General features: G+C 62.3%; 23 protein-coding genes and 1 tRNA gene. 10 read left to right on the top strand and 14 right to left on the bottom strand.

The features are described 5' to 3' along the window. Positions 1–120: 120 nt before the first annotated feature. On the top strand, positions 121–366 hold the full coding sequence (locus tag ACP7BY_RS18790; protein ID WP_080655009.1) for a PilZ domain-containing protein: 246 nt from the start codon (positions 121–123) through the stop codon (positions 364–366). A 548-nt stretch (positions 367–914) separates the two neighbouring features. On the opposite strand, the gene ACP7BY_RS18785 is transcribed toward ACP7BY_RS18790, so the two are convergent. The 3 genes from ACP7BY_RS18785 to ACP7BY_RS18775 form a co-directional block, all read right to left on the bottom strand. Then, positions 915–1,610: a VIT1/CCC1 transporter family protein gene (locus ACP7BY_RS18785; RefSeq protein WP_006022566.1), complete on the bottom strand. Its 696-nt coding sequence runs from the start codon at positions 1,608–1,610 to the stop codon at positions 915–917. 598 nt (positions 1,611–2,208) lie between these two features. Then, a complete protein-coding gene (locus ACP7BY_RS18780; RefSeq protein WP_033964555.1) occupies positions 2,209–5,439 on the bottom strand; it encodes an efflux RND transporter permease subunit in 3,231 nt (1,076 codons plus the stop codon). Continuing rightward, positions 5,436–6,710 (bottom strand): TolC family protein, encoded by a 1,275-nt coding sequence (locus ACP7BY_RS18775; RefSeq protein WP_006022563.1) that lies wholly within the window; start codon positions 6,708–6,710, stop codon positions 5,436–5,438. The genes ACP7BY_RS18780 and ACP7BY_RS18775 overlap by 4 nt, the downstream gene beginning before the upstream one ends. 119 nt (positions 6,711–6,829) lie before the next feature. On the opposite strand from ACP7BY_RS18775, the gene ACP7BY_RS18770 reads away from it, so the two are divergent. Continuing rightward, positions 6,830–7,483, top strand: a complete 654-nt coding sequence (locus ACP7BY_RS18770) for a response regulator transcription factor (RefSeq protein WP_024343199.1) — start codon at positions 6,830–6,832, stop codon at positions 7,481–7,483. After that, entirely contained in the window at positions 7,483–8,829 is a 1,347-nt protein-coding gene (locus ACP7BY_RS18765; protein WP_006022561.1) for a sensor histidine kinase, read from the top strand. The genes ACP7BY_RS18770 and ACP7BY_RS18765 overlap by 1 nt, the downstream gene beginning before the upstream one ends. Before the next feature lie 31 nt (positions 8,830–8,860). Here ACP7BY_RS18765 and ACP7BY_RS18760 read toward each other — a convergent pair whose 3' ends face one another. Further along, positions 8,861–9,307 carry a tetratricopeptide repeat protein gene (locus ACP7BY_RS18760; protein WP_209612057.1) on the bottom strand — a complete coding sequence of 149 codons (447 nt, stop codon included), beginning with the start codon at positions 9,305–9,307 and terminating at the stop codon, positions 8,861–8,863. A gap of 222 nt (positions 9,308–9,529) precedes the next feature. Between ACP7BY_RS18760 and ACP7BY_RS18755 the strand changes: the two genes are divergently transcribed. From ACP7BY_RS18755 to tnpC, 3 genes are all read left to right on the top strand, one after another. Further along, positions 9,530–9,928: a transposase gene (locus tag ACP7BY_RS18755; RefSeq protein ID WP_081988673.1), complete on the top strand. Its 399-nt coding sequence runs from the start codon at positions 9,530–9,532 to the stop codon at positions 9,926–9,928. Next, entirely contained in the window at positions 9,925–10,281 is a 357-nt protein-coding gene (tnpB, locus tag ACP7BY_RS18750; protein WP_011090953.1) for an IS66 family insertion sequence element accessory protein TnpB, read from the top strand. Before ACP7BY_RS18755 ends, tnpB begins: the two co-directional genes overlap by 4 nt. A 134-nt stretch (positions 10,282–10,415) precedes the next feature. Next, the gene (gene tnpC / locus ACP7BY_RS18745; RefSeq protein ID WP_171010576.1) at positions 10,416–11,960 is read left to right on the top strand and encodes an IS66 family transposase; all 1,545 of its coding nucleotides are present in this window, start codon (positions 10,416–10,418) and stop codon (positions 11,958–11,960) included. Between the two features lie 708 nt (positions 11,961–12,668). On the opposite strand, the gene ACP7BY_RS18740 is transcribed toward tnpC, so the two are convergent. From ACP7BY_RS18740 to ACP7BY_RS18720, 5 genes are all read right to left on the bottom strand, one after another. Continuing rightward, positions 12,669–12,745: transfer RNA gene (locus tag ACP7BY_RS18740), tRNA-Arg, on the bottom strand. A 378-nt stretch (positions 12,746–13,123) separates the two neighbouring features. Continuing rightward, entirely contained in the window at positions 13,124–13,786 is a 663-nt protein-coding gene (nth, locus tag ACP7BY_RS18735) for an endonuclease III (protein WP_126845108.1), read from the bottom strand. Then, a complete protein-coding gene (dapB, locus tag ACP7BY_RS18730) occupies positions 13,783–14,511 on the bottom strand; it encodes a 4-hydroxy-tetrahydrodipicolinate reductase (protein WP_033964553.1) in 729 nt (242 codons plus the stop codon). Before dapB ends, nth begins: the two co-directional genes overlap by 4 nt. A 106-nt stretch (positions 14,512–14,617) precedes the next feature. After that, positions 14,618–16,261, bottom strand: coding sequence for an alginate export family protein (locus ACP7BY_RS18725; RefSeq protein ID WP_033964552.1), 1,644 nt, complete (start codon positions 16,259–16,261; stop codon positions 14,618–14,620). Between the two features lie 118 nt (positions 16,262–16,379). Further along, positions 16,380–18,248, bottom strand: a complete 1,869-nt coding sequence (locus ACP7BY_RS18720) for a methyl-accepting chemotaxis protein (protein WP_033964551.1) — start codon at positions 18,246–18,248, stop codon at positions 16,380–16,382. A gap of 203 nt (positions 18,249–18,451) precedes the next feature. On the opposite strand from ACP7BY_RS18720, the gene ACP7BY_RS18715 reads away from it, so the two are divergent. Continuing rightward, positions 18,452–19,159, top strand: coding sequence for an NAD-dependent deacylase (locus tag ACP7BY_RS18715; RefSeq protein WP_033964550.1), 708 nt, complete (start codon positions 18,452–18,454; stop codon positions 19,157–19,159). A 4-nt stretch (positions 19,160–19,163) separates the two neighbouring features. On the opposite strand, the gene ACP7BY_RS18710 is transcribed toward ACP7BY_RS18715, so the two are convergent. The 5 genes from ACP7BY_RS18710 to lepB form a co-directional block, all read right to left on the bottom strand. Continuing rightward, positions 19,164–20,138 (bottom strand): carbon-nitrogen hydrolase family protein, encoded by a 975-nt coding sequence (locus ACP7BY_RS18710; RefSeq protein ID WP_033964549.1) that lies wholly within the window; start codon positions 20,136–20,138, stop codon positions 19,164–19,166. Further along, positions 20,135–21,040: a GTPase Era gene (gene era, locus ACP7BY_RS18705; protein ID WP_126845104.1), complete on the bottom strand. Its 906-nt coding sequence runs from the start codon at positions 21,038–21,040 to the stop codon at positions 20,135–20,137. The genes ACP7BY_RS18710 and era overlap by 4 nt, the downstream gene beginning before the upstream one ends. Then, positions 21,037–21,429, bottom strand: coding sequence for a GIY-YIG nuclease family protein (locus ACP7BY_RS18700; protein ID WP_081988672.1), 393 nt, complete (start codon positions 21,427–21,429; stop codon positions 21,037–21,039). The genes era and ACP7BY_RS18700 overlap by 4 nt, the downstream gene beginning before the upstream one ends. Before the next feature lie 109 nt (positions 21,430–21,538). After that, positions 21,539–22,204 (bottom strand): ribonuclease III, encoded by a 666-nt coding sequence (gene rnc / locus ACP7BY_RS18695; protein WP_033964548.1) that lies wholly within the window; start codon positions 22,202–22,204, stop codon positions 21,539–21,541. Next, positions 22,201–23,010 (bottom strand): signal peptidase I, encoded by an 810-nt coding sequence (lepB, locus tag ACP7BY_RS18690; RefSeq protein ID WP_033964547.1) that lies wholly within the window; start codon positions 23,008–23,010, stop codon positions 22,201–22,203. The genes rnc and lepB overlap by 4 nt, the downstream gene beginning before the upstream one ends. A 116-nt stretch (positions 23,011–23,126) precedes the next feature. Here lepB and pgi point away from each other — a divergent pair, with 116 nt between their 5' ends. The 3 genes from pgi to gorA are packed head-to-tail and all read left to right on the top strand — an operon-like array spanning position 23,127 to position 26,367. After that, positions 23,127–24,617 carry a glucose-6-phosphate isomerase gene (pgi, locus tag ACP7BY_RS18685; RefSeq protein ID WP_033964572.1) on the top strand — a complete coding sequence of 497 codons (1,491 nt, stop codon included), beginning with the start codon at positions 23,127–23,129 and terminating at the stop codon, positions 24,615–24,617. Beyond that, positions 24,617–24,991: a DUF4174 domain-containing protein gene (locus ACP7BY_RS18680; protein ID WP_137903086.1), complete on the top strand. Its 375-nt coding sequence runs from the start codon at positions 24,617–24,619 to the stop codon at positions 24,989–24,991. Before pgi ends, ACP7BY_RS18680 begins: the two co-directional genes overlap by 1 nt. Before the next feature lie 20 nt (positions 24,992–25,011). Continuing rightward, entirely contained in the window at positions 25,012–26,367 is a 1,356-nt protein-coding gene (gene gorA, locus ACP7BY_RS18675) for a glutathione-disulfide reductase (RefSeq protein ID WP_033964545.1), read from the top strand. Positions 26,368–26,398 lie beyond the last annotated feature (31 nt).

The following is a 26,398-nucleotide window of genomic DNA, read 5'->3' as shown; positions in this document are numbered from 1 at the left end:
GGCTCTCGTCTTCAAAATACTCGCCAATAACCTGCCACGCGATACGGGAATCGCGAAGGTGGCCGTCGAGGCGAGACGCGGGGCAGCGACAACCGCCTGCGGCGTCGTTTGGTATTGGTTATGACGGAGCGTCGCACCACTCGCCGTCGCCGCACGCTGTTGACGGGGAAGATCATTCTCAATCAGCGATCGTCCGTGATAAGTTGCGTCGTCCGAAACTTGTCGGACACAGGCGCCTGCCTCGAAGTTCCTGCTGCCCTGAACATTCCGGATGCCTTCGAGCTGAAAATAGAACCTGGCGGCGCTTGCTCACAGTGTCGAATAGTCTGGCGGAGCGCTACGCGCATCGGCGTGGCGTTCGATTGACACAAAGCTAGAACGCGCCTTCACTTTCAAGGGCGAGTGTAAAGGCGCTGGCCCGAGATACTGGCCGCGCGCACGGCGCTGCAGGCGTGACGGCTGATATGGCCGGACGGCAGGCTACAGAAATAACAAGGACAATGTGTGGGGGAAAGAGCCAATCTCACAAGGAGAATGGCGCGCCGTACTGGATAAAAGTGCGAACGCATATGTGATTGAATCTGCGATTAATTTATTTTGGGGCATCGTGATCCTCTCATCTTTCAGCGTTCGCCGGCTGCCGCCAATAGCCCCACCCAAACGGGTGCGCCGAACCGAACGCGGAGCTGATATCGGACCAAGTACAAGGTATCCGGTATTTTGCTTCTCCCGGGTCTATGAGGAAATGACTAGCTCTTTCCAAATCTGGGCCGCGTACGCAGTGGCTCTCTCCTAGTCCTGAAGTCCGCGGCATGTGTGATTGGGTACCGCTGGAATACATCGCAGAAAATCCCATTCTGCAGCGATGCAAATATCGAGTGCAAAATCGATTAAAAAATAGAGAGCTCCGCGAACTAGACGGCTCGACCGATGAGGGCACCAATGGTCGCAGTTGAGGCCATGGCGACTGCTCCCCAAAACACGACCCGAAGAGTGGGTTTCCATATGCTGGCGCCGCCAGCGCGAGCGCCGATCGCTCCGAGAACGCCAAGTCCGATGAGGCAGGCAATGGAGACGGTCCAGGTGGCGGTCCAGGCCGGCGACAGGAGAGCGACGGCCAGCGGCAAAGTCGCGCCAGATGCGAAGGTGACCGCCGAAGTGAAAGCCGCTTGAACTGGCTTCGCCATCACATGACTGGTCAGTCCGAGTTCATCCCGCGCATGGGCCCCGAAGGCGTCCTTTGCCATCATCTGCTCGGCGACCTGTCGCGCCAGTTCGGGCGTTACACCACGCTGCTCGTAGATCGCGGCGAGTTCGGCCAGCTCCGCTTCAGGTTGCGTGGCAAGTTCGCGGCGCTCACGCGCCATGTCGGCTTCTTCCGTATCGGCCTGGGAACTGACCGACACATATTCGCCTGCAGCCATCGACATTGCTCCGGCGACGAGCCCCGCTACGCCAGCAACCAGAATTTCGTGGGAAGCGGCGGTCGCGGCGGCAACACCGACGATCAGACTCGATGTTGAAATCAGCCCGTCATTGGCGCCTAGCACCGCTGCGCGAAGCCAACCTATTCGTTCGATCAGATGGTTCTCTTTATGAAGGGCTCGCATGGAACATGGTCCTGAATTACATTTCTAAGGCTTTGTAACGCGGCGCTGAGCACATAGGAAAAGGCGCCTTGCCTTCGAGATCGATCTGGAAACTTGGCCGGTCAGGCTGATCAATGATGCTATCTTCCGATGAAACGCCTACCGTTCCATCGCCACATACGCTGTAGTCCAAAGCCGCATTCAACTTCAATCGCCGGAGTGTTGTCCAGGCCTCTCAACGTGACTTCATTTGCCCTGACACTCATCACCAGATGATATCGTCCGTGGTGCGACATGTAGACCTGATGGAGGCATTTTCCGCTGCTACAAAACGTAAGGCGGTCGCCACATCTGAGTTCATGAAGATGAAGAGCGATGAGACGAACGTTCCCAACGTCAATGAAGCGGCTGAAGCCACGCGTTGTTGTCAATTCATCGCCACATACCTTCCTGTATTTTTGAAGGCCTGCCCGCACTTCCGCCGGCAGGTTTTGCACGTAGAAAGGACTGGGTTGATTGTCATGGACAGGAGAACTTGCGAGCGAGAGGGCCGGCGAGACAAAGAAAAGTGACGTCATAGCGGCTAAGATTGCCACGTCACGGAGCCGATTCGATCTTTTCATGCTGAAACCTCCACTTCCAACGGCTGTTTCTCTCGTTCGACGACGGCTGCGGAGCGGCGCTCCATCCATCGGTAGATCGCCGGCAACAGCAGCAGCGTCAGAACGGTGGACGACAGGACGCCGCCGATGACGACAGTGGCGAGCGGTCGTTGCACCTCCGCTCCCGCGCCCTGTGAAATCGCCATCGGTACGAAGCCGATTCCCGCGACCATGGCGGTCGACAATACCGGACGGAGCCGATCCGTGGCGGCTTGCCGGACTGCCTCGATAACAGGCAGCTTCCGCCGCAACGCATTGATATGATCGATCAGAACGAGACCATTCAGCATCGCGATGCCGGAGACCGCGATAAAGCCGATCGCGGCGGTGATCGAGAATGGCATGTCACGTAGCCAGAGTGCCAGCACGCCACCGGTGATCGCAAACGGAATACCGGTATAGACGACGGCGGCATGACGGACGCTCCCCAACGCCGAATAAACGAGCAAGAAGATCATCAGCAGCGCCGCCGGCACGACGATCATCAGACGGGCTCGGGCCGCTTCTAGCTGACGGAACTGGCCTCCGAACTCGATGCGATAGGATTCAGGCAGCGCAAGCTTGCCGTCGAGGCGTGCACGCGCTGCGGTCACATAACCTTCGATGTCGCTGGTGTTGAGATTGACCATCAAGGCGGCGCGGCGCTTACCATTGTCGTGCAGGATCGGTTCGACCGTTCTCATCTCGCGCAGACTTGCAACGCGGTCCAGCGGCACAAGGCCGGACGCGCCGACGCGCAATGGAAGGGAGAGGATCGATTTTGTGTCCGCGCGTAAGGACTCGGGCATACGAACGACGATCGCGTGTCGATGCTCTCCGTCCGCGATGAAGCCGACCTCGTCCCCACCGATCGCTGACGCAATGGCACGGTTGACCTCGGCGGTTCCCAGCCCCAACCGCACCATCGCGTCGTGATTGATCTCGACCACCACACTGTGGGTGCGGCTGGCCGCTTCGAATGCGGCATTGGCGGTGCCGGGCACGCCTTGCAATTCCTCTCGCGCCTGCGCGGCGAGCCGCTCAAGCACGTCGTAGTCGTCTCCGAATATCTTGACCGACAGATCCGCCCGCGTGCCCTCCAACATTTCGTTGAAGCGCATCTCGATAGGCTGCGCGAAAAGGAATGACTGCTCCGGCGCCAGCGCAGTGGCAGCCTTTTCGATCGCCGCAACCAGCTCGCTCTTGTTGCGCGGCATGTCCGGACCTTGCGGCCATTGGTCGAGCGGCTTGTAGAAGATGTAGAGGTCGTTCTCATTCGGCGGCATCGGGTCGGTCGCAACCGCGCTGGTGCCGATGCGGGAGAAGGTTCGGGTCACTTGCGGAAAGCGACGCAAAATTTCACGCTCGGTTTGCTGCTCGATCTCAAGGCTACGGTCGAGCGACATCCCCACGGGCTTGTAGACCATCGCCGTGATGGAGCCCTCATCGAGGCGTGGCGTAAACTGCGAGCCAAGGGTCAGGAATATCCTCAATGCCACGGCCAACAGGACTGCCGATGGAACGAGAAGGGCAGCGGGATGACGGAGGGCGAAGTCCAGGACGGGACGGTAGCCCCGGATCACGAGGCCGGCGAAGCCACCGTTATGCGTGATGTGGTTGTCGGCGGTTATCTCCGGGAGAGAATCTTCCTTTTCACTGACGCTCGGCTGACGCACCTTCTCGCCTCGTAGCAGCCGGGCGCACAGCGCCGGCACTAGCGTAAAGGTAACGATCAGCGCCGCTGCCAGCGCCAGCATCACGGCTTGCGCCATCGGCTGAAACAGCTTCCCCTCGACGCCGCCCAGGCTGAGTACCGGCACATAAACCAGCGCGATGATGGCCATGCCGAAGAACACGGGCCGCGCCACGCCCCCCGCAGCGTTGATGACGATGCGACGGCGTTCATCGGCCGTCAGCTCGCGCCCCTTGAGGCGCTGTGCCTCGCCCATCAGACGCAATGTGTTTTCCACGACGACGATCGCGCCATCTACGACCAGGCCGAAGTCGAGCGCGCCGAGGCTCATCAGATTGCCCGATATACCGAGCGCATGCATGCCCGAGATCATCATGAGAAAGGCCAGCGGGATGACCGACGCGACGATAAATGCCGCGCGCCAGTTGCCGACCACGATCAGCAATACGACGGCGACCAGCAACGCTCCCTCGCCAAGGTTGCGCTCGACCGTCGCGATGGTGCGATCCACCAATTCTGAACGATCGTACTGAACCTGAAGGATCATGCCTTTGGGCAGCGCGGCGCGCAGGTTCGGCAATTGCGCATCGACGCGCCGGGCAACGTCCCGGCTGTTCTGCCCGACCAGCATCATCACTGTGCCGAGCACGGTTTCCTTGCCGTTGGTGGTCGCGGCGCCATCGCGTGGAGCATGGCCGATGGTCACGGTCGCCAGATCCGCTACAGTCAGCGGCCGCACGCCACCTGCGAATTTCGCGGGTAATGCGCGGATCATCTCCGCCGTCGTGACACGCGCTTCGGTTCGGACGGTGAAGCGTTGGCCGTTCTTGGTGATGGTCCCGCCGCCGGCATTGGCGACGTTGGCGCCAACAGCCTGGGCAAGCTCGCTCGGCGTGATGCCCGCTGTCGTGAGCTTCTTCAGATCAGGCTCGATGACAAACTGACGTTCGAGGCCGCCGTTGGAATTGACGTCGGCGACCCCCTCGATCGCGCGCAGCATCGGGCGCACGATATATTCCTGAGCCTCGAACAACTCCATCAGTTGTTGCCGCTCGTCCAAATCGGACGGCGGTTGCGCCCATTCGAGTGTGTAGTACCAGATTTCGCCAAGCCCGGTGGTGATCGGAGCGAGGCGCGGCGATGATCCGGCTGGCAGCATGTCGCGCACTGCGGAAAGCCGCTCGTTGACGAATTGGCGTGCGCGAAGCTGGTCCGTGCCGTCCTGATAGATGAGCGTGACCTGTGACAGTCCGGTCTTGGTGAGCGATCGCATTTCCCGCAGGCCCGGCTGACCACCCATGCTGCGCTCGATGGGCAGCGTCACAAGACGCTCGATTTCCTCTGGCGCCAGGGCAGGAACAGTCGTGTTGATCTGCACCTGCACGCCTGTGATGTCGGGAATGACATCGATTTGCAGATTCACGAAAGACCAGATTCCAAGACCAGCGATCAGCAAAGCGATGATCATCACCGTGGCTGGTCGACCGGTTGTCCATTCCAGAATCCGCCGCGTCATCGGGACACGCCGTCGAAGCTGCGGCCGCCATTGAGCGCCCGAAGTTGAAGCATCGCTTCCATAGCCTCACGTCGCGTGTCGAGCAGAGCCGACAGCGCGTCCAGATACTGGCGCTGCATCTCGACGTAAGTTGCGATCGGGATCGCTCCCTGGCGATAACTATCGGCGGCGGCGGTAGCTGCGGCCGCAAATTTCTCGGTGGCCCCGGCTGGCCAGCCCGCAAGGGCTCGACGCTTCGCCTCGTAGTAGGCTGCCTGTTCGTAAACCTGCCTCGCGATCCGTCGGTTGGCGGCGAGCAGGGCCGCATCGCCCTGGGATTGACGGCTCAACTCCTGTGCGAGGCCAGCAGCCTGGCTATTCCAAAGCGGCAACGTCGTCGTCAGCCGTATGCCGAAATTGGTCTCGCGGCTGTCTGACTTCGCGCGATTGAAGTAGGGACCGACTGAGACGTTCGGCACACGCGCTGCTTGTGCGAGGTCAACGCGCAACCCTTGCTGCTGCAATTGCGCGCGCAGCGACTGAATCTCGAAATTGTTGATGCCAGCTTGTTGCGCCATGCGCTCGACCGACGGAAGGCCGGGCAGCGTGATATCGGGCGGAGCAATGCGGAGCCGCGCTTTGAGCGGCGCGCCGCGAAGTTGATTCAGTTCGTAGACGATCGTGCTGGTCTCGGAATCAGCCATCGCGGCATTTCGCTCCGCCGTGATGGCACCCGCATCCAGAATGGCCGTGTCCAGCGTGGTGGCGATGCCCGCCGGATCCCGCTGCTCCACAACGCGTGCAAGCTCGCGCATCCGCGCGGCAACGTCGCGTGCCGCGGCGGCTTTCCGCTCGGCCGCGAACAAGGCATATCCCAAAGAGCGTGCCCGGCTTGCGAGCGTTGCGTCGAATTGCGCAAGACCGAGCCGCGCCAGCGCGATCTGATGCTCGGCGATGGCGCGACGGAGCGCCCCGCGTCCGGCAAAGTCGAGCGGCTGCATAATCGACAAGCCATATGTCGGCCCGGCGCCTTTCGGTGCACCTGTCAGGCCGTCGGCCATCCGGCGTTCGCCTAACTCGAATGCAGCTTCAGGGTCCGGCAGGCGATCAGCCGCGTCGCGCTCAACACCTGCAAGCCCGATCTGCTGGAAATAAAAGCGTCGTTCGGGGTTACTTGCCACGACGGAATTGGCAAGTGCATCAATCGACAGCACGGCGGCCTGCTGAGCGAAGGCTGGGGTCACCAAGATAATTGTTGATATGCGAACGATTATCAGGAGCAATTTTAACATTGGCACGAGTCTCAACACTGACTTCTAGACGCCTGATTGCCACGCTAGTCTGAACACAAGCTGTCAGCGTAAATGCAGGTTGATCCAGTATCGGACTGCAGCAATCAGGAGACATGACCATTCGCATTCTTCTTGTCGAAGACGATCAGGACATTGGCGCCCGCCTGAAGGAAGGGTTGGCCAGCTTTGGCTTTGTCGTTGAGCATGTGGAAGATGGTGAGCACGCCCTTTCCTTCGCGCTGCAAGAAGAATTCGACGCGATCGTTCTCGATCTCGGTTTACCCGGCCTGTCAGGCATCGAGGTCTTACGGAGGTTGCGACGTACCGGGGCCGCCACACCGGTCCTGATCCTGACGGCGCGCAGCAGCTGGACTGAGAAGGTGGAAGGTCTCAATGCAGGGGCTGATGACTATGTGGCGAAGCCGTTTCACGTCGACGAAGTCGCAGCTCGCCTGCGCGCGCTGATGCGGCGCGTCGCGGGCCAAGCCACCTCCGAATTGCGCCACGGAGATATCGTGCTTGACCCCGTTGCCGGCACCGCCAATGTTGCGGGCCAGCCGATCGAATTGACGGCACAGGAATTTCGCCTGCTCCACCTCTTCCTGCATCGCGTCGGCCGCGTCGTGACGCAAGCCGAGTTGCTCGACCATCTCTACGGCCTGAATGAGGAACGCAGCTCGAATACGATCGAGGTCTATGTCGGTCGGCTGCGACGCAAAATCGGCCGCGATACCATCAGGACCCTGCGCGGTCTGGGCTACAGGTTCGGCTGATGGTCAGAAGTCTGCGCGCCCGGCTGCTGGTTGGCGTTATTCTCACGACCGTGACAGGTATCGCTGTCGCTGGCGTTTCGATTTCCGCGCTGTTCCGGGCGCACGTCACGGAGCTTGTCAATGCCGAGCTGATCGGTCATCTCGACGAGCTCGAAGGTCTGTTGGCCCGCACGGCCGACGGACATGTCGCTCTGGCACAAAGGCTCAGTGATCCGCGCTTCGCGCAGCCCGGGACTGGCTATTACTGGCAGGTGAGCGATCGCAACGGCATCGTCCTACAATCAGCCTCCCTCGAACCGCAACGGCGTTTTCCGCCACCCGCGCGGGGGGCGGATCGGCAGCTTACTCGCTCAGTCGAAGCTGGCCCGGCTGGTGAGCCGATGATCGCATATGAGCGACCGTGGCAGACCGCTGAAAACGGTTACGTGCTTCAAATTGGCGCCGACCAGCGGATCGTCGATGATGTACTGAGACATTTTAATCAGGCGCTGGCCCTGTCACTCGGCACACTGGCAATAGCCCTAATTGGGGCCGGCACGTTGCAGGCCTGGTTTGGTCTGCGTCCCATGCGCCGTCTGCGCGACGCGCTGGGCGACATTCGCGCGGGCAAAGCAGAAACCCTGCCTGGTGACTTCCCGTCCGAAGTTCGGCCGCTGGTCGATGATCTCAACGCTCTGATCGACGCCAATACCCAGATGGTTCGCCGCGCCCGCACGCAGGCGGGCAATCTCGCGCATGGCCTGAAGACACCATTGGCCGTGCTGACGGACGAAGCGCGCCGGCTGCTCGCGAGAGGTGATACCGAGGGCGCCGCGGTCCTGACTCAGCAAACAGGGCGGATGCAGCGCCAGATTGATTTCCAGCTTGCCCGAGCCCGTGCCGCAGCCAACGCCGGCCTGCCTGGCGTCATCACGCAGGTCGAACCTGCCTTCGCATCAATAGCCGCGGCGATGCGGCGGCTCTATGCTCATCGTGAGCTGACGATCGTCCATACAGCCGAGACGGAATTGCTTGCCGCCGTCGATCCCAACGACCTTGACGAGATGGTCGCCAACCTGGTCGATAATGCCTGCAAGTGGGCTCGTGGTGTTGTCTCGATCAAGGCTACGCGCGATACCCCGACGGGGCAGCTCCTTATTACGATCGTTGATGACGGGCCAGGCATCCCGGCTGATGCACTAAACCGCGCGTTCGCCCCAGGCGAGCGGCTCGACGAGGCCAAACCGGGAAGCGGGCTCGGACTCGCAATCGTCCGCGATCTCGCCACACTGCACGGCGGCTCTGTCGAACTATCCAATGGCAGAAATGGAGGCCTTCACGCGGAGTTGCGGCTCCCATCAGCCTGACAAGTTCAACGGCGTCTAGGTTGGGCGAGTTTCATCGTGGCCGCGTCGTCCGCGCACCATTCGACCTGAGCGATTCGGCGCGCTCGAAATCAGCATCCGCGCCGCTCTGATCTCCAGCGTTCGCTTTCATCGTTCCGCGTTCGAACAAGAAGGTCGGATTCTTCGGATCAGCCTTGATGACCAGATCATAATCCGCGATGGCACGATCAAAGAGTCCTTTACGCCCGAGTGCCTTCCCGCGATTATAATAGGCACCGAGGTAGTCAGTCCTCAGTTGTACGGCGCGATCGAAATCAGAAATCGCGCGATCAAGCTCTCCCTTGCTCATTAAAGCAACGCCTCGGTTGTTGAGCGCGACATAGTAGTCGGGGGACAAACGAAGTGCTCGATCGTAATCCTCCATGGCACGGTCGATATCTCCACTCGACCGCAGCGCGACACCGCGATTGTTATAAGCCGCCGCCAACTGGGTGATCATCCGCTCGCCTGCCTGGATAACCGCTGTGCATCCCCGGATCGAGCGATCGGGTACGATTTCGGCCGCATGCACGCACGAGTCCCAATCCTCGTCGCTCAAAGCTGATGTGGGCGACGAGTTAATTGTAAGCGGAGCTTTTCTCCCATTTGATTGATTGGTTTCCCTTCGGCTTTCGCTCTGCGATTCTTGGCTGGTCAGAGAGCCAAGAGGAGACTGAAGGCGATGGAACAATCGGGGGAGGAAGCCGAAGCTGATGGCTTTGTAGGGAAGCTTACGCGCCGGACGCGTTCTGGAGGCCGGTTATGGTCTGCGGAGATCAAGGGGCGCGCTGTTTTCGAGAGCATGAAGCCCGACGCCCGCGTATGTGATGTCGCACGGCGTTATGGTGTGAAGGCCCAGCAGTTGACGACGTGGCGCAGATTGGCGCGTGCTGGCCGGCTCGCATTGGTCACGGACGACGCGGCGGATTTCGTGTCGATCGAGCTGAACGATCCAGCGGCGTCAGGCAAGAGCGAGGGGCCCGTCGAGATTACGATTGGCAAGGTTTCGGTCCGCCTGGATGCGGACGTGTCGGCGGTGCGGATCGCGGAGATCGTGACTGCGATCGAGCGTGGCGCATGATCATTCCGGCGCAGGGACTGCGGATTGTGCTTGCTGTGCGTCCTGTTGACTTCCGGTGTGGGCACGACGCGCTGGCCGGCCTGGTGCAAAACACGCTTGGGCTTGATCCGCATTCGGGCCTGATCGTGGTTTTTCGTTCGAAGCGCGCCGACCGGCTGAAGATTTTGCTATGGGACGGCACCGGCCTCGTTTTGGTCTACAAGCGCCTTGGCCGCGATGGTCGTTTCGAGTGGCCGCAGATCAGCGACGGCGTCATGCATCTGACGCGCGTGCAGTTCGAAGCGCTGTTTGAAGGACTGAACTGGAAGCGAGTGGGCGAACGGATTGTCGCGACGCCAGCTGCGGCGAACTGACTCAGACCCGACAACCTGTTTCGCGCGGGGCTTTGGGATGATAGCTTGCGGATGTGTCGCCATCCCCGATTGATCCCGCCCGTCTTGCAGCGCTGCCCGCCGATTTGCGAGCGCTCTTCCGCGCGCAGGAAGCGATGATTGAAGCCGAGCGTCGTCGCGCTGACGATGAATGCTCGGCGCGCCTTCATGTCGAGAGCGAACTGGCTGCGTCCAAAGAGACCGTCGAACGCCTCGAACTGCTCGTGAAGGAGTACGAGCGCGCACGTTTCGGCAAACGCTCGGAGAAGTTCAATCCCGATCAGATGCAACTGGTTCTCGAAGACATCGAGATTGCCATCGCCGAAGTCCAGGAGCGCCAGGACGATCGTGCGCGCCGCGCCGGCACGGCGCCGTCCAGCCGCCGGACCGGCCGCGCTGCCCGTGCCTTTCCCGCGCACCTGCCGCGCATCGAGCAGGTGATCGAACCCGAGAACCTCGAGTGTCCCTGCGGCTGCGGTCGGATGGTCCAGATCGGCGAGGATCGCTCCCGTCGTCTCGATGTCATGGCGGCCCAGTATCGGGTGATCGAGACGGTGCGACCGCGCTACGCCTGCGCAAACGGCTGCGCCGGTGTTGCTCAGGCGCCGGCGCCCGCCCATCTCGTGGAGGGTGGCATCCCCACCGAGGCGCTGCTGGCGCAGGTGGCGGTCGCCAAGTTCAGCGAGCACATGCCACTCTATCGTCAGTCGCAGGTTCTGGCCCGGCATGGCATCTTCATCGATCGCGCCGTTCTGGCAGACTGGATGGGAACGGTCGCCTTCCACCTCGCGCCGCTGGTCGAGCGCATGAGCGTCGTGATGAAGCAATCGGGCCGCTTGTTCATGGACGAGACCAGGGCGCCCGTGCTCGATCCGGGCCGGGGCCGAACGAAGACCGGTTATCTGTGGGCTGTCCTGCGCGACGATCGCGGCCACGGCGGCGCTGATCCACCAATCGTGGTCTACCACTACGCACCAGGACGCGGTGGCGGACATGCTGAGCGCATCCTCGAGGGCTTCGACGGCATCCTTCAGGTCGACGGATACCAGGGCTATCATCGGCTCGCACGGCCCGAGCGCAAAGGCGGCGTGCCACTGCGGCTGGCCGCATGTTGGTCCCACTCAAGGCGTGAGATCATCGCAGCAACTCCGAAAGCCGGCTCACCGATCGCCGAAGCCGTTCTCGCGCGCATCGCCGCACTCTATGCAATCGAGAAGGAGATCCGTGGCGCCGACGCCCCGGCTCGGCAAAAGACCCGTAACGAGCGATCACGGCCGCTGGTCGCTGAACTCGAGAGGTTCCTGCGCGAGCAAGCCGCCCGCCTGTCGCCGGGCAGCGAGATGGGCAAGGCGATCGCCTATCTCCTGAACCATTGGGATGGCCTCACCTTGTTTCTCGACGATGGTTGCGTTGAGATGGACACCAATCCCGTCGAAAATCAAATCAGGCCGCTGACTCTGACGCGTAAAAATAGTTTATTTGCTGGTCACGACGAAGGAGGTCGTTCATGGGCGCGCATAGCTTCGCTCATCGCCACCTGCAAGATCAACGGCGTGGAGCCCTACGCCTGGATGAAAGCGACCCTCAAAGCGATCGCAACTGGTCACCCGCAGTCCCGGATCGACGAACTCCTGCCCTGGTCGTTCGGCCGCACCTCGTGATTCTCCGTCGTTGCCGCCTCCATACCCGCCGCCAACGATTTGCAAACACGCTGATCAACAGGCTGCAATCCCCACGCCAAACCTTTGCGAATGGGACGCGAACGTCGCTTACAGTTAATTGCAAAGTACGCAATAAATATCGTTGTGCTCAATAACGTAAGAGCACAACGCTTCCAGCGGGTGGTTCGCGCTAGGATCGATGCAGTTCGTGTTCTCGTATACAGCGGCGTAATGCAAATGAGCAAAGAGTAGCCTCAAGTACGTGCATTATATTATTCCCAGTTTGTTCTCTAACAATCCTGTCTGAATTTTCCCTGACAATCGACGTTTGAGACATCCGATCTGGTCGCTTCCCGAACGAGAGTACACCCGTCGAGTGCTATAGAGATTACCAAGCGAGCGCCGTGCGTGCCATCCGACAGGGACAGATCCAAGACTCCCGGACTAAGCCTCAGTCTGGTAGCATGAAGACATCAGCGGTGTTTGATGTACTAGCAGCGGCAATCGACGGGACGGGATGGATCCGGACTCGGTCACGGGAGGGCAACGAGGAGCCGCTATCCGGAAGAAATCGTCCTGCAAGAATTGAACATCGCGCTCTGCGGCGCTGCCAACTTGAATGACCTCTGAAATATCTGGAGGTCAATACGGCGAATTGCTCTGCAACGGCGCTCCGCAAATATGCAAGATATCAACCTAATATTAAGTTGGCGCGCCCGACACGATTCGAACGTGTGGCCTCCACCTTCGGAGGGTGGCGCTCTATCCAGCTGAGCTACGGGCGCATCGATATTCAGATAGTGTCCGAGATCGACCACGGTCAATCGCGAATTCTAGAATCGACATGGCTCAAACGACGCGGGCTAAAGCCTCGCCGATCATCGCCATTCGTACTCCACAACCTCCTTTCGGTTTGCTTCCGTGGTGCTTCCGCGACCTCGAATGCGATTTTCGTGCTTCCTTCGAGTTTCGCCAATCGCTTGGTTTCACTCGTTTTTTACGACACCCTCGACCATCAGAAAGAGCTTGCATTTGCCTTCGGAGGGCAGCGCTCTATCCAGCTGAGCTACGGGTGCCTGATCCTTCGCCTAGCAAAGCCAATCGCGCTGCGCCAGTCCCTACCTGCGGTCTGGCATGACCGGCACAGCGCCATCATATGCGTGTCACGTCGCTTCTGTCGCGCCACGCTTTGGTGCTGTCGTCTTGGGCTTGTACGCGCACAGGTCGCGGACGACGCACCGCCAGCATTCGGGGGTGCGGGCCTTGCAGACATATCGGCCGTGCAGGATCAGCCAGTGATGCGCGTGCAGCCGAAACGGTTGCGGGGTCGCCTTGTCGAGCTTCAGTTCGACCGCCAGCGGCGTTTTGCCGCGCGCCAGACCGGTACGGTTTCCGACGCGGAAGATATGCGTGTCGACCGCGAACGTCTCGGCCCCGAAGGCGACGTTCATCACGACATTGGCGGTCTTGCGCCCGACACCGGGCAGCGTTTCCAGCGCGTCGCGATCGGCGGGCACCTCGCCACCGTAAACATCGATCAGGCGCTGCGACAAGGCGATCACATTCTTGGCCTTGGTGTTGAACAGGCCGATCGTCTTGATGTGCTCCTTCAGCCCGTCCTCGCCAAGCGCAACCATTTGCGCGGGCGTCTTCACCTGTTCGAACAGCCGCCTGGTGGCCTTGTTGACGCCGATATCGGTCGCCTGTGCCGACAGCGCGACTGCGACGACCAACTGGAACGGGTTGCCCGCTTCCAGCTCGGTTTCCGGATGGGGATTGTCCGCCGCCAGCCGGGCATAAAATTCGACGACGTCGGCTTTTTTCAAACCCCCAGCACCTGGTCCATGCTGTAGCGTCCGGCGCCTTGCTCGGCGAGCCACAGCGCGGCGGTGATAGCACCGCGCGCGAAAATCGCTCTGTTTTCGGCGCGGTGCCCGATCTCAATCCGCTCGCCCTCGCCGGCAAAGATCACCAGATGATCGCCCGCAACCGATCCGCCGCGCAGGCTGGCAAAGCCGATCGTCCCTTCGGAGCGTGCGCCGGTCAGCCCGGCACGGTCCGCCACGCGCGCTTCGGCAAGGGTGATACCGCGCCCGGCGGCGGCGGCGTCGCCGAGCAGCAGGGCGGTGCCAGAGGGGGCGTCGACCTTGTGGCGATGGTGCATCTCGGCGATTTCAATGTCCCAATCGGGCCCCAGCCTCGACGCCGCTTCGCGCACCAATTTGGCGAGCAAGGTGACACCGAGCGAGACATTGCCCGTTTGCAACACCGCGATTTCGGCTGCGGCGACGTCGATCAGCGCGTGATGCGTTGGAGCAAGTCCGGTGGTGCCGATCAGGATCGGCGTGCGCGCTTGCCGTGCCGCGGCAAGCGTGCGCTCCAGCGCTGCCGGCGTCGAAAAATCGACCAGCACGTCAGCATCCAGCGCCAGCACGGCGGGATCGCCACCCGCGTCGATTCCTCCAGCCAATGTCGCGCCCAGGTCGGGCACTACGGCGGCAAGCGCCTGGCCCATTCGGCCCGCGCTGCCGATAATCCCGATTGCGGTCATCGCACGTCTCCCGATTTGCTGCGAGGCGGCTCTACCGAAGCAGAGCCGCCGACGCCATGCAGGAATTGGTCGAAACGCAGCGACTAGGGCGGGGGCAGGCGGATCGTCAGAAGCGGTAGCTTACCCAACTGGCCAGATAGTGGGAATCGACATAGCCGAGCCGGTCGAGGATCGGGCCGGGCATGAAATATTCATAGCGCCCGACGATCGACAGCCGACGCGTAACCTTCAACGTCGCCTGAAGGCGGATCGCGTCACCAACATTATTACCGGGAAGGGTTTCGCTGCCGGTATAAGGGGTGCCCGCTCCGCGGTAGATCGCGTCGTGCGGGCTGACCCGCCAACTGTGTTGATATTCGGTCGTCAGATCCAGCTTTTTAAAGGGTGAGACCGTGAGGTTGGGCGACGCCTGGAACAGGTTGGTGAAGTTGAGCGCCCCCTGATAGCTATAGGCGATCGTCCCCGCAAACGGGGCCTTGGCGACATGAAGCGTACCGCTGCCATAGCTGCCGCCGCCTTCGCCAAAGTCGAAATGGATGCCGACCTTTGGCTTCCAGTGTTTGGGATCGATGACATAGGTTTGCGCGATGAAGGCGTTCCACGCGCTGATGTCGTGCCCGGCAAAGGTGCCGCTTTGATGGTCGACCGTCCAATCGAGGGTCAACCGATCGAGGCTGCCCCACAGGCGGGCACCATAATAGTTGCGCACTTCGCGTCCGGTCACGCGGCCCCATTTCAGGGAATCATTGCGCTCGCGCCAGGCGAACGGATCAAGGAACACCTTACGGGTCGCGGAATTGGCGAGCACCAGGCCGAACGTCGCCCCGGAGAAACGCGTCTTGTCGTCGGTGACATCGTCGCTGAGCCCCTGCGTGCCGAGCGTGACTTGCTTGAAATCGAAGATGTCGGCGCGGACGTCGCCGGTCTGGCCCCAGGCGCGCAGACCCTGCACCGAGGTATGGATGGTGTTGTTGTCCTTTTGCGACACCAGATTGGAGGGGCCATCGGTAAATTCCTGACGGCCATAGCGCACGCCGAGGCCGAAATTGCCGATCGTCCCGCTGATTTCCCCGAAGAATTGCTGGGCGATGAGGGCGTCGCGCGATTTTGCCGGTGCCACGCCGTAATTGTACCCGCTCAACCCACCATGGCCGAGTTCGCCGTAGAAACGCACGGGACCGATATGGACATCGGCACCGCCGACCAGACGCGTCTGCTCCTCCAGCCGATATCCCGATTTTACCAGATTGGGCTCCGAATAGTCGTTGATGCGATAGCGCACCTCGCCCGACAGCGTGATGTAGATTTTGCCCTGGTCGTCGATCGGGATGTATTTGAGGCGATCGAGGATATCCTTGCGCTTCTTAGGGTCCCGCATCGCGCGCCAATCTTCGGCCCATCGCGAGGCGTTATAGCCACCCAGCATGATGCCATGGCCGTCGGCCTGACGCGGATAGGTGCGCACCGACGGGTTGGCGGGCGCGCGCTGCTCGGTTGCTTCACTCGGCGGGGTCGACCGTTGTGCGGGCGGTACTGGCCGGTTGGGGTCGACATTGGCTTGCTGCGCTGTCTTGGCGGCGCTGGCTACGGCGGTCGGCTTGGTGCTGCTCGCTTCGGAGGTTGGCGACGGGCTGGCGGCGGGCGCGCTCGGCGAAGCCGAAGCATCCGGTGCGGCGTGGGCTGCGCCCGAGGCGGTGGCAAGGGAAAGCAGCGAAACGCCAATGGCGAAACCGGAACGGGAGATGCGCATGATGATCCTCGATCTTGTTGGCAAGGCTCCGCCAGGCGTCCCAAACGGGGCGCGGAGCGGTGGTGTCGTGAAGGGAGCGGTGTTTGGGGTGGCCTTCGCAGGTCACCCCGCTCGGGAGTTAGAAGCTTGCCCAGTCGGCGTTGGCGGCGGTCGGTGTGCGGGCGGCAAGCGGCGGCTGGGAGATTTTTCCACTTGGCCGCGCGCGCGCTGCAATGGCCACCGGCTTTGGCATACTGGTCGGCGAGGTCGAGCCGACATTGAAGCGGGCCGATTGGCGGCTGAGCGTGGCAACTTCACCAGCCAGATTGCGCGCGGCGGCCGAGGTTTGTTCGACCATGGCAGCATTCTGTTGGGTGGAGTGGTCCATCGCATTCACGGCGGAGGCGATCTCGCTGATCGTCGACGACTGAGCGCGGTTGTCGTTCGCCATCGATTCGACGAACTCGTGGACTTGCTCGACGCTGCCGCTGATCTGCTGCAGCACGCTATCGACATTCTTAACGGCATCGACTGCGACAACGATATCGGTCTGCGTCGCGGTCAATTGTTCGCGGGCGCGGCGTGCCTCTTCCTCTGCGCGCATCGCCAGTGCGGAAACCAGATCGGCGACCACCGCAAAACCGCGCCCGGCTTCACCCGCCCGGCCAGCTTCCACCGCCGCATTCATGGCGAGAACGCGGGTCTGGAAGGCGATCTTGTCGAGACCTTCGATGACGCTGTCGATGCCGCGCGCGCTATCGGAAACGCGGATCATCGCGGCGGTCGCTTGTTCGGCGGTCGATCGACCCGACCCGACCACGCCGATCGCTTGCTGTGCGGAATTGACGGTACGGTCTGCGGCTTCGGCGCTGGAGCGGAGGCGGCTGTTCATTTGCGAAAGCGCTGCGGACGTCTGTTCCAGGCTTGCAGCATTGCTCTCGGTGCGCCGGGCGAGGTCGTCCGAGGCGGCCGCGATTTCATGCGAACCGGTTTCGATCCGCATCGAGCCCTCGGCGAGGACGCCGATCAAATCGCGCAGGTTGGAAAGCGCGGTGTTGAAGTTGTTGCTCAGCGCGACATAGTCGGCGGGAACACCGTCCTGCAGCGTGCTGGTGAGGTCGCCCTCGGACAGAGCTTCCAGCTTCTCCGAAAGGAGCGACACGATCGCCTTTTGGTCGGCGTCCGACTTGGCCTGGACCGCTTCTGCAAACGACTTGGCAATGGCGTTGTCGCGGAACACGAGCAGCGCACGCGCCATCCCGCCCAGTTCGTCACCGCGTTCCGTGCCCGGGATTTCGGCCTGGGTATCGCCGTCGGCGAGGCTCCCCATGCGAGCGGTGATATGCTTGAGCGGTCCCGTAATCGAATTGCTGATCGTAAGGATTACGGCGGCGAGCGCGGCGAGAACCAGGACCACTACGATCGCCAGGTTCCACGCCGAGCGGGAAACGGCCTCGTTGATCTCGGAGTTGAACACGCCGGTGGCAATCACCCAGCCCCACGGCTTGAACAGGCGCACATACGAGATTTTCGGCTTTGAACCCGAACCATCGGGAAGCTTGAAATTATAATCGACAAAGCCGGCAGCCGCAGGCGATGTCGCGACCTCGACCATCGTTTGATAGTGCGTTCTTCCGTCGGCATCCTTTTCGTCACGGACCATCTTGCCCTGTTTCTCGGGCTTCACCGGATGCAGGATCATCTTGTAATTGGTGTCGAGGATGAAAAAATAGCTGTCCTTGCCGAAGCGCATCGTCCGGATCGCTTCTTTTGCAGTGGCTTGAGCCTGATCGTGCGTCATCCGGCCGGCTTTTTCCTCGGCCTGGAAGCGCTGAAGTTGGCTATAGGCCACTTCAAGGGTCTGCTTGGTGCGCTCGTTAAAGCCCTGTCGCAAAGCCGAATTCAGCTGATTGACCGACAAGATCAATACGAGCGAAAGACCGGCCAGTGATGCTGCGCCAATGATAAGCAATCGTTTACCGATTTTAACTTGGGCAAGAAAGTTCATTCTAAAATCCAATTGCTCATTTTTTTGTATTGTAGAGCGTCGGAATAGTGAGCATCGTGTCGGCAGAACGTTTTGTAATAATTATTTAAATATTAACCATATATAAGTGCAGACGCTTCTGTTGTCCGAGGCGACGGACGGATCTTGTCGAATGACGGTACCGGACGTGGCACGGGGGCGAGGATTAAGTTATGCGTGGTCTAATGTCCGACGCGCACAACCTTGTGATCCTGACCGGTGCTGGTGTTTCGGCCGAAAGTGGAATTGCCACGTTTCGCGGTCCTGGCGGCTTGTGGGAGGGGCACCGCGTCGAGGATGTATGTACGCCTCATGCGCTCGCCGCCGATCCGGCTTTGGTCCATCGGTTTTATGATGCACGCCGCGCCGCGCTGTCGGCTGTTGTCCCCAATGCGGCGCATGTCGCGCTCGCGCGGCTCGATGCGGCGTGGCGTGGCGAACTGTTGATCGTCACGCAAAATGTCGATGATCTGCATGAGCGCGCGGGCGCTGCGCGGTTGGTGCATATGCATGGCGAATTGCAATCGGCCCTTTGTGCCGCCTGCGGCGCGCGTGTGCGCTGGGTAACGGCTCTGCCGCCCAAGGCACCGTGCGGCGCGTGCGGGAGGCTGGCGCTGCGTCCCGACATCGTATTCTTCGGGGAAATGCCCTATGCGATGGACCGGATCGAGCGCGCGCTGGGGGAGGCTGACCTGTTCGTTTCGATTGGTACGTCGGGCGCGGTGTATCCCGCCGCCGGTTTTGTGCAGGGTGCGCGCTATGCGGGCGCGCGGACGCTGGAACTGAACCTGGAGCGGTCGGCGGGCAGCGGCTATTTTCACGAAACCCGGCTCGGCCCCGCGGGAGAATTGGTGCCAGCCTGGGTCGATGCGCTGCTGACGAGCCTTTCCTGAACGTTCAGCCCTGCGCGAATCCGTCCTCGGCATCGGCCACGCCCAGCCGGGGCCGACGATCGACCCGCAATTCGAAGACGTCGGGCCGGGCATAATGGCCATCGGTATCGAGCGCGGTCAGCCCGCGCCCGATTGCATCGAGATCCAGCTCGGCGATCAACAGGTCGGGATCCGCGCCGGTTTCGGCAAGCAGTGTCCCGTCGGGCGCGATGATGCAACTCCCGCCCGATTGCAGTTGGGTATCGGCGATGCCGAGGATCAGGTCGCGCGCATCTGCATCGCCGCCGACCCGGTCGAGCCCGTCCAGCAAATCGCGCCGGTGCTGAACCAGCCCGGCCGCAAGCACGAAGCAACGCCCCTCAAACGCATAATGCTGCGAGGCGACGCGGTACATCGGGCGCACCGTCGGCCACGCCGCGACATGCACGGCTTCGCCCGCATGGTGCATCGCTGCCCGCGCAAGTGGCATCCAATGCTCCCAGCAGATCAGCGATCCGACGGTGCCCCACGGTGCTTGATGCACATCGAGCGTCGAGCCGTCGCCCCGGCCCCAGATCATGCGTTCGCCATGCGTCGGCACCAGCTTGCGATGGAGCAGCGGCGGCAAGCCCGGGCGGAAGAGATATTGGGTGTTGGTCAGGCTCGAGCGCACCCGTTCATGCGCGCCGACGGAAACGAGAATATTGGCTGCATCGACCAATTGCTGCAGCGGTTCCAGGCGCGGATCGTCGGGGCGCAGCGCCTGGTCGAGCAGGATCGCATGCAATGCCTGTGTCCCGCGATGATCCCACAAGGCCGCATTGGGCGCTTCATCCAGCCAGATCGGATAGCCCCCGAGAAACGTCTCGCCGAACGCGACCAACTGTGCGCCGATATCGGCGGCATCGGCAACGTGATCGAGCAGGGCGGTGATGCCGTCGCCGATTGCCAGCGGGATAGGGGCGGCCTGGACCAGCGCCGCCTTCACGGTCTTGCTCATTCCACCCAGTCCAGCCCCATTTCGCGATAGACGTCGCGTTCGTCGTCCCAGCCGGGGCGCACCTTTACGTGCAGATAGAGATGGACCGGGCGGCCCATGATCTCGCTGAGTTCCGCCCGCGCGCGCGCGCCGATTTCCTTGATGCGCGCGCCGCCCTTGCCGAGCACGATCGCGCGTTGCGTCGGGCGCTCGACCAAAATCTGCTGGTGGATCTCGACCGAGCCGTCCTCGCGCTCCTTATACTGTTCGGTCTCGATCGCCGAGGCATAAGGCAGTTCGGCGTGGAGCTGGAGATAGAGCTGCTCGCGCGTCACTTCGGAGGCGAGGCTGCGCTCGCTTGCGTCGGATACCTGATCCTCGGGGAAATGCCATGGGCCCTCGGGCATCGCCTTGGCGAGGTGCGCCTTCAGTTCGGGCAGGCCGTCGCCGGTCGCCGCGCTGACGAAGAAGGTCTCGGCGAAATCGACCATGCCGGTCAATTTCTCGGCATGCAGCAGCAGCTTGCCCTTGTCGGCCAGATCGACCTTGTTGAGGATGAGATATTTGGGTTCGCGGCGGTCCTTGATCGCCTCGGCAATATCGGTGACCTTGGCGCCGAGCCCGCCTTTGGCATCGACGACCAAGGCGAGCACGTCGGCCCCTTCGGCACCGCCCCAGGCGGCCTGCACCATCGCGCGATCGAGCCGCCGCTTGGGTTCGAAAATGCCGGGGGTATCGACCAGCAGGAGCTGCGTGTCGCCCTCGATCGCGACGCCCATCAGCCGCACGCGCGTGGTCTGCGCCTTGGGGCTGACGATCGCCACCTTCTGCCCGACCAGCGCATTGACCAAGGTGGATTTGCCCGCATTGGGCGCGCCGAGAATGGCAACGAGGCCGCAATGTTGGGGGGTGGGGTCAGTCATTGATGGTCCTTGGGTAGTGCGGGCGCTTCGACAGGCTCAGGGCGAACGGTACGGGAGACATCGCCCGCCAATTCCGTTCGCCCTGAGCCTGTCGAAGGGCTGCTCGTATCTTGGCGATTCCGTGCCAGTAAGGAAAGCCGTTCCCAATCGCCAGCGATCAGTGCCTGTTTCTTGGCGCGGCTCCACCCCTTGATCTGGCGCTCTGCCTCCAGCGCTTCGAGGCGAGAGGGGAAGTCCTGGCTCCAAACCAGGGTCACCGGGCGGCGGGTGTGCGTGTAGCCGGGGATCTGGCCGGACTGATGCTGGCCGATGCGATGTTCAAGCGCTTCGGTATGGCCGGTGTAGAAGCTACCGTCGGAACAGCGCAAGAGATAGGCCCAGAACGCCATATGTCAGCCTCGCCCGTGTGGGAAGGTGCCCTTCGACAGGCTCAGGGCGAACGGAAGTAACGATACCGTCCGCCCCCCATACACCGTTCGCCCTGAACCTGTCGCGCGCTTAGCGCAATTTGGCGAGCAACGCCGCCGCCGCCGCCGTTTCGGCTTCCTGTTTGGAGCTGCCTTCGGCTTCGGCTTCGGCAAACGTGCCGAGCGTGGCCTTTACGCGGAAGCGCGGGGCGTGGTGGGGGCCGGAGCGCTCGACCACGTCATAAGCCGGCGTCTTGCGATTGTGCGCGGCGGCCCATTCCTGCAGCGCGGATTTGGGGTGTTGCGGGGCGGCGATCTGGCGGCTGGGGCGGTCCGCCCAGATCTTGCGGATCGCACGGCGCGCGCCGTCCAGCCCCGCTTCGAGGTATAAGGCACCGATCAGTGCCTCCATCACGTCGCCCAGCACATTGTCGCTGTCGGCCGCGCCATCGTCGCGCGCTTGCTTGCCGAGGCGGAGCTGCGCGGCGACGCCAAGGCCGCGTGCGACATCGGCGCAGACCGCGCCCGTCACCAGCGCATTCAGCCGCTTGGACAAGGCGCCCTCGGGCTCGCCCGGGAACAGCTCGAACAGCCATTCGGCCATCACCAGCCCGAGCACGCGGTCGCCCAGAAATTCGAGCCGCTCATAATTCGCTGCGGCCTGACTGCCATGCGTCAGCGCGCGTTCGAACGGTATCAGGTCGAGCGGGGCGTGGCCCAGCGCCGCGGTCAGCCAGTCGTGCAGCGTGTTGCTCAAAAACCTGCCCCGATCCGGCTCCAGCGCGCCGCCGAAAACCACGTCCACGGCAGGAACCAGTTGGCCGAACCATCGGTCGAGAAGAACGACAAGACTGCCTTGCCCTCGACGCGCTCCATCGGCACCATGCCCATGCCTTCGGGCGGATCGAAGCGGCTGTCGCCGCTGTCGTCGCGATTGTCGCCCATCACGAAGATATGCCCGGCGGGGACGGCATAGACGCCAGTCTCATCGGCATTGGGCTGCTCGCCCCGGTCGAGCACGTTGTAGCTTTTGCCGTTCGGCAGCGTCTCACGGAATTGCTGATAGCGGCAGATCGGGGTGCCGTTCAGGCTGTCCTCGAACTCGCTCGGGCATTCGCTGCCGCCGGGATAATTCGGGCTGAGCGGGATGGTGAAATCGGCGACACGGACCTTGGGCACGGGCGTGCCGTTGAGAATCACCTGGCCGTGGCGCATCTGGATGGTGTCGCCGGGCAGGCCGATCACGCGCTTGATAACATCGTGATCCTCTCCGGGCGGGCCGCGAAACACCACCACGTCGCCGCGTGCCGGATCGCGCCCAAGGATGCGGCCCGGGATCAGCGGAACGCCCCACGGCAGCGACCAGCGCGAATAGCCGTAATTCCATTTCGACACGAACAGATAGTCGCCGATGTACAATCGCGGCAGCATCGATTGCGACGGGATGCTGAACGGCGCGAACACGAAGCTGCGGAACACGAATACGATCACCGCGAGCTTCAGCAAGAAGACGAGCGTCTCGCGCGTTTCGGATTTGCGGGCGGGGGAGGTGGGGTCGGCCATGCGCGCGGTTTGGTGCGGCTCCGGTGTCGCGTCAAGCTGGCGGTTGTAACCGCGCGGCGCTAGGGCAATCTAAGGCGGACCCTCCCCCCGCCCCCATTGACCAAAGAGGTGCCCTAATGCCTGCCGACTGGACCGCGATCGAAGCCTTGCCCGCGCCGCGCCTGGAAACCCTGTTCGCCGAAGACCCCAACCGGCTGGCGGCCTTCAGCGTCGATGTGGCGGGTCTGCATTTCGACTGGTCGAAGACGCATTTGACGGCGCAAGCGGTGGCCGCGTTCGAGGCGCTGGCCAAGGCGCAGGACCTGGCGGGCAAGCGCGAGGCGCTGTTCGCGGGCGAGATCATCAACACCACCGAAGGCCGCGCCGTCACCCATGTCGCCGAGCGTGGCGAAGGCAGTGTCGACGATGTCGCCCAGGCCCGGGTGCTGCACGCGCGCATGCGCGCGTTGATCGACGCGATCGAGGGCGAGGCGCTCGGGCCGATTCGCCATGTGCTGCACGTGGGCATCGGCGGATCGGCACTTGGGCCCGATCTGCTGATCGACGCGCTGGGGCGCGAAGACAGCCGCTACGACGTCGCGATCGTCTCCAACATCGACGGTGCGGCACTGGAAGAGGTGTTCAAGAAGTTCGATCCGACCGCCACATTGCTGGTGATCGCGTCCAAGACCTTCACCACCAAGGAAACGCTGACCAACGCCGAATCGGTGCTGCAGTGGATGGGCGAAGGCGGGGTGGATGACGTCTATGGCCGCGTCGTTGCGCTGACCGCCGACCCCGACAAGGCGGTCGAATGGGGCGTCGATGAAACCCGCGTGTTGCCCTTCGCCGAGTCGGTTGGCGGGCGCTATTCCCTGTGGTCGTCGATCGGCTTCCCGGCGGCGCTGGCGCTCGGATGGGACAATTTCCAGGACATGCTCGATGGTGCGGGCGAAATGGACCGCCATTTCCGCCAGACGTCGCTCAGCCAGAATGCGCCGGCTTTGGCAGCGTTTGCCGATCTCTATTACACGCAGGTCCGCCACGCCGAGACGCGCGCGACCTTCGCCTATGATGAGCGGTTGCGGTTGCTGCCGTCCTATCTCCAGCAGCTCGAAATGGAATCGAACGGCAAGGGCGTGACGATCGACGGCAAGCCGCTCGGCCGTCCAAGTGCTGCCATCACCTGGGGCGGCGTCGGCACCGATGCGCAGCACGCCGTGTTCCAGTTGCTGCATCAGGGCACGCATCTGGTGCCGGTCGAATTCGTCGCGGTGATCGAACCGGGCGATACGCTGGCCGAAGAACATCACCGCCAATTGCTGCTCAATGCCTTTGCGCAAGGGGCGGCGCTGATGAAGGGGCGGCCCAATGACGATCTCGCGCGCAGCTATTCGGGCGATCGGCCGTCTTCGACGATCCTCCTCGAAGTGCTCGATGCGCGCACGCTCGGCGCGCTGATCGCGTTTTACGAGCAGCGTGTGTTCGTGAATGGCGTGCTGCTCGGCATCAATCCGTTCGACCAGTTCGGCGTCGAGCTGGGCAAGGAAATGGCCAAGGCGGCCGATGCGGGCGGGCAAGAGTTCGACGTGTCGACCACCGACCTGATCAAGCGCGCGTTCGGCTGATGTTGCTGGCGGCGCTGGCGTTGATGACCCAATCGGTGGTGGAGATGCGTCATCACCACCGATTGCTTGTCATCGCCGCGCCCGCCGAAGCCGATCGGCAAGCGCAGCAGCAGATCGCTGCGCTTGCCGCAAGCCAGGAGCCGCTCGCCGCGCGCGACGTCGTGATCGTCACGGTCATGGCGGATCGCGTGGCGGGCGTGCGCGATTCCGCGGCGGCGTTGCGCCAACTTTGGTCGCTACCGCGTGATCGTTTCGCTGTCCTGTTGATCGGCAAGGACGGGCATGTAGCCCTGCGACAGACCGATCCGATTACCCCCGCAACCCTGATCGCCGCGATCGACGCGATGCCGATGCGGCGCGCGGGCTTGCGCTGAATTCCCTTACGGAGCTTTCGATGACCACCGCTTCTTATGATTACGATCTCTTCGTCATCGGTGCCGGTTCGGGCGGTACGCGCGCGTCGCGCGTTGCCGCTGCACATGGTGCGAAGGTGGCGGTGGCCGAGGAATATCGCGTTGGCGGCACCTGCGTTATCCGCGGTTGCGTGCCCAAGAAGCTGCTCGTCTACGGCGCGCACTTCGCCGAGGATCTGAAGGACGCCAAGCGCTTTGGCTGGGACGTGCCCGACAATCTCGGCTTCGACTGGGTGCGGCTGCGCGACAATGTCATGGAAGAAGTCAGCCGCATCAACGGTGCCTATACCGCCACGCTCAACAACAATGGCGTCGACATCATCCTCGATCGCGCGGAGGTGACCGGGCCGCATAGCGTGCGGCTGGGCGACGGGCGCGAGGTGACCGCTAAATACATTCTGATCGCGGTCGGCGCGACGCCGGTGGTGCCGGAATGCCCGGGGCACGAACATGGCATCACCTCGAACGAAGTATTCCATCTCGACGCCGTGCCCAAGCGCATCCTGATCGCGGGCGCTGGCTATATCGCCAATGAATTCGCCGGTATCTTCAACGAATTCGGCGCAAAGGTGACGCTGATCAACCGCAGCGATGTGATCCTGCGCGGTTATGACGAATCGATCCGCGACCGGCTGCTGCAGATCTCGATGATGAAGGGGCTCGACTTCCGCTTCAACGCGGCGTTCCGCGGCATCGAGAAGCAAGCCGACGGCAGCTTGCTGGTCTCGATGACCAATCATGAACCGATTGAGGTCGATTGCGTGCTGTTCGCAACCGGACGCACCCCCAATACCGCAGGGCTTGGCCTGGCGGCGGCGGGCGTCGATCTGGACGACAAGGGCGCGATCGTCGTCGATGACGACAACAAATCGAGCTGCGACAGCATCTATGCCGTCGGTGACGTGACCAATCGCGTGCAACTGACCCCAGTCGCGATCCGCGAGGGGCAGGCGTTTGCGGATACGCTGTTTGGCAACAAGCCTACCCAAGTCGATTACGAGAATATCCCGAGCGCGGTGTTCAGCCACCCGCCGATGGCGGGCGTCGGCCTGACCGAGGCGCAGGCGAAGAACAAGTTCGGTTCGGTCAAGGTCTATACCTCGGACTTCCGCCCGATGAAGAATGTGCTCGCCGGCCGCAACGAACGCGCGCTCTACAAGATGGTGTGCCATGCCGAGTCCGGCGTGGTGCTGGGGCTGCATATGATTGGCCCCGATGCACCCGAGATCTTGCAGGCGGCGGCGGTTGCGGTGAAGGCCGGGCTGACCAAGGACGCCTTCGACCAGACGGTCGCGCTGCATCCGTCGATGGCGGAGGAACTGGTGCTGCTGCGGTAACCGATCGTCCTTCCCGCGCGGCGGGAAGGAC

The organism is Sphingomonas sp. PSPC2-2 (assembly GCF_049897725.1).
Taxonomy (GTDB): Bacteria; Pseudomonadota; Alphaproteobacteria; order Sphingomonadales; family Sphingomonadaceae; genus Sphingomonas.
This window is presented reverse-complemented; position numbering and strand designations above follow the sequence as displayed.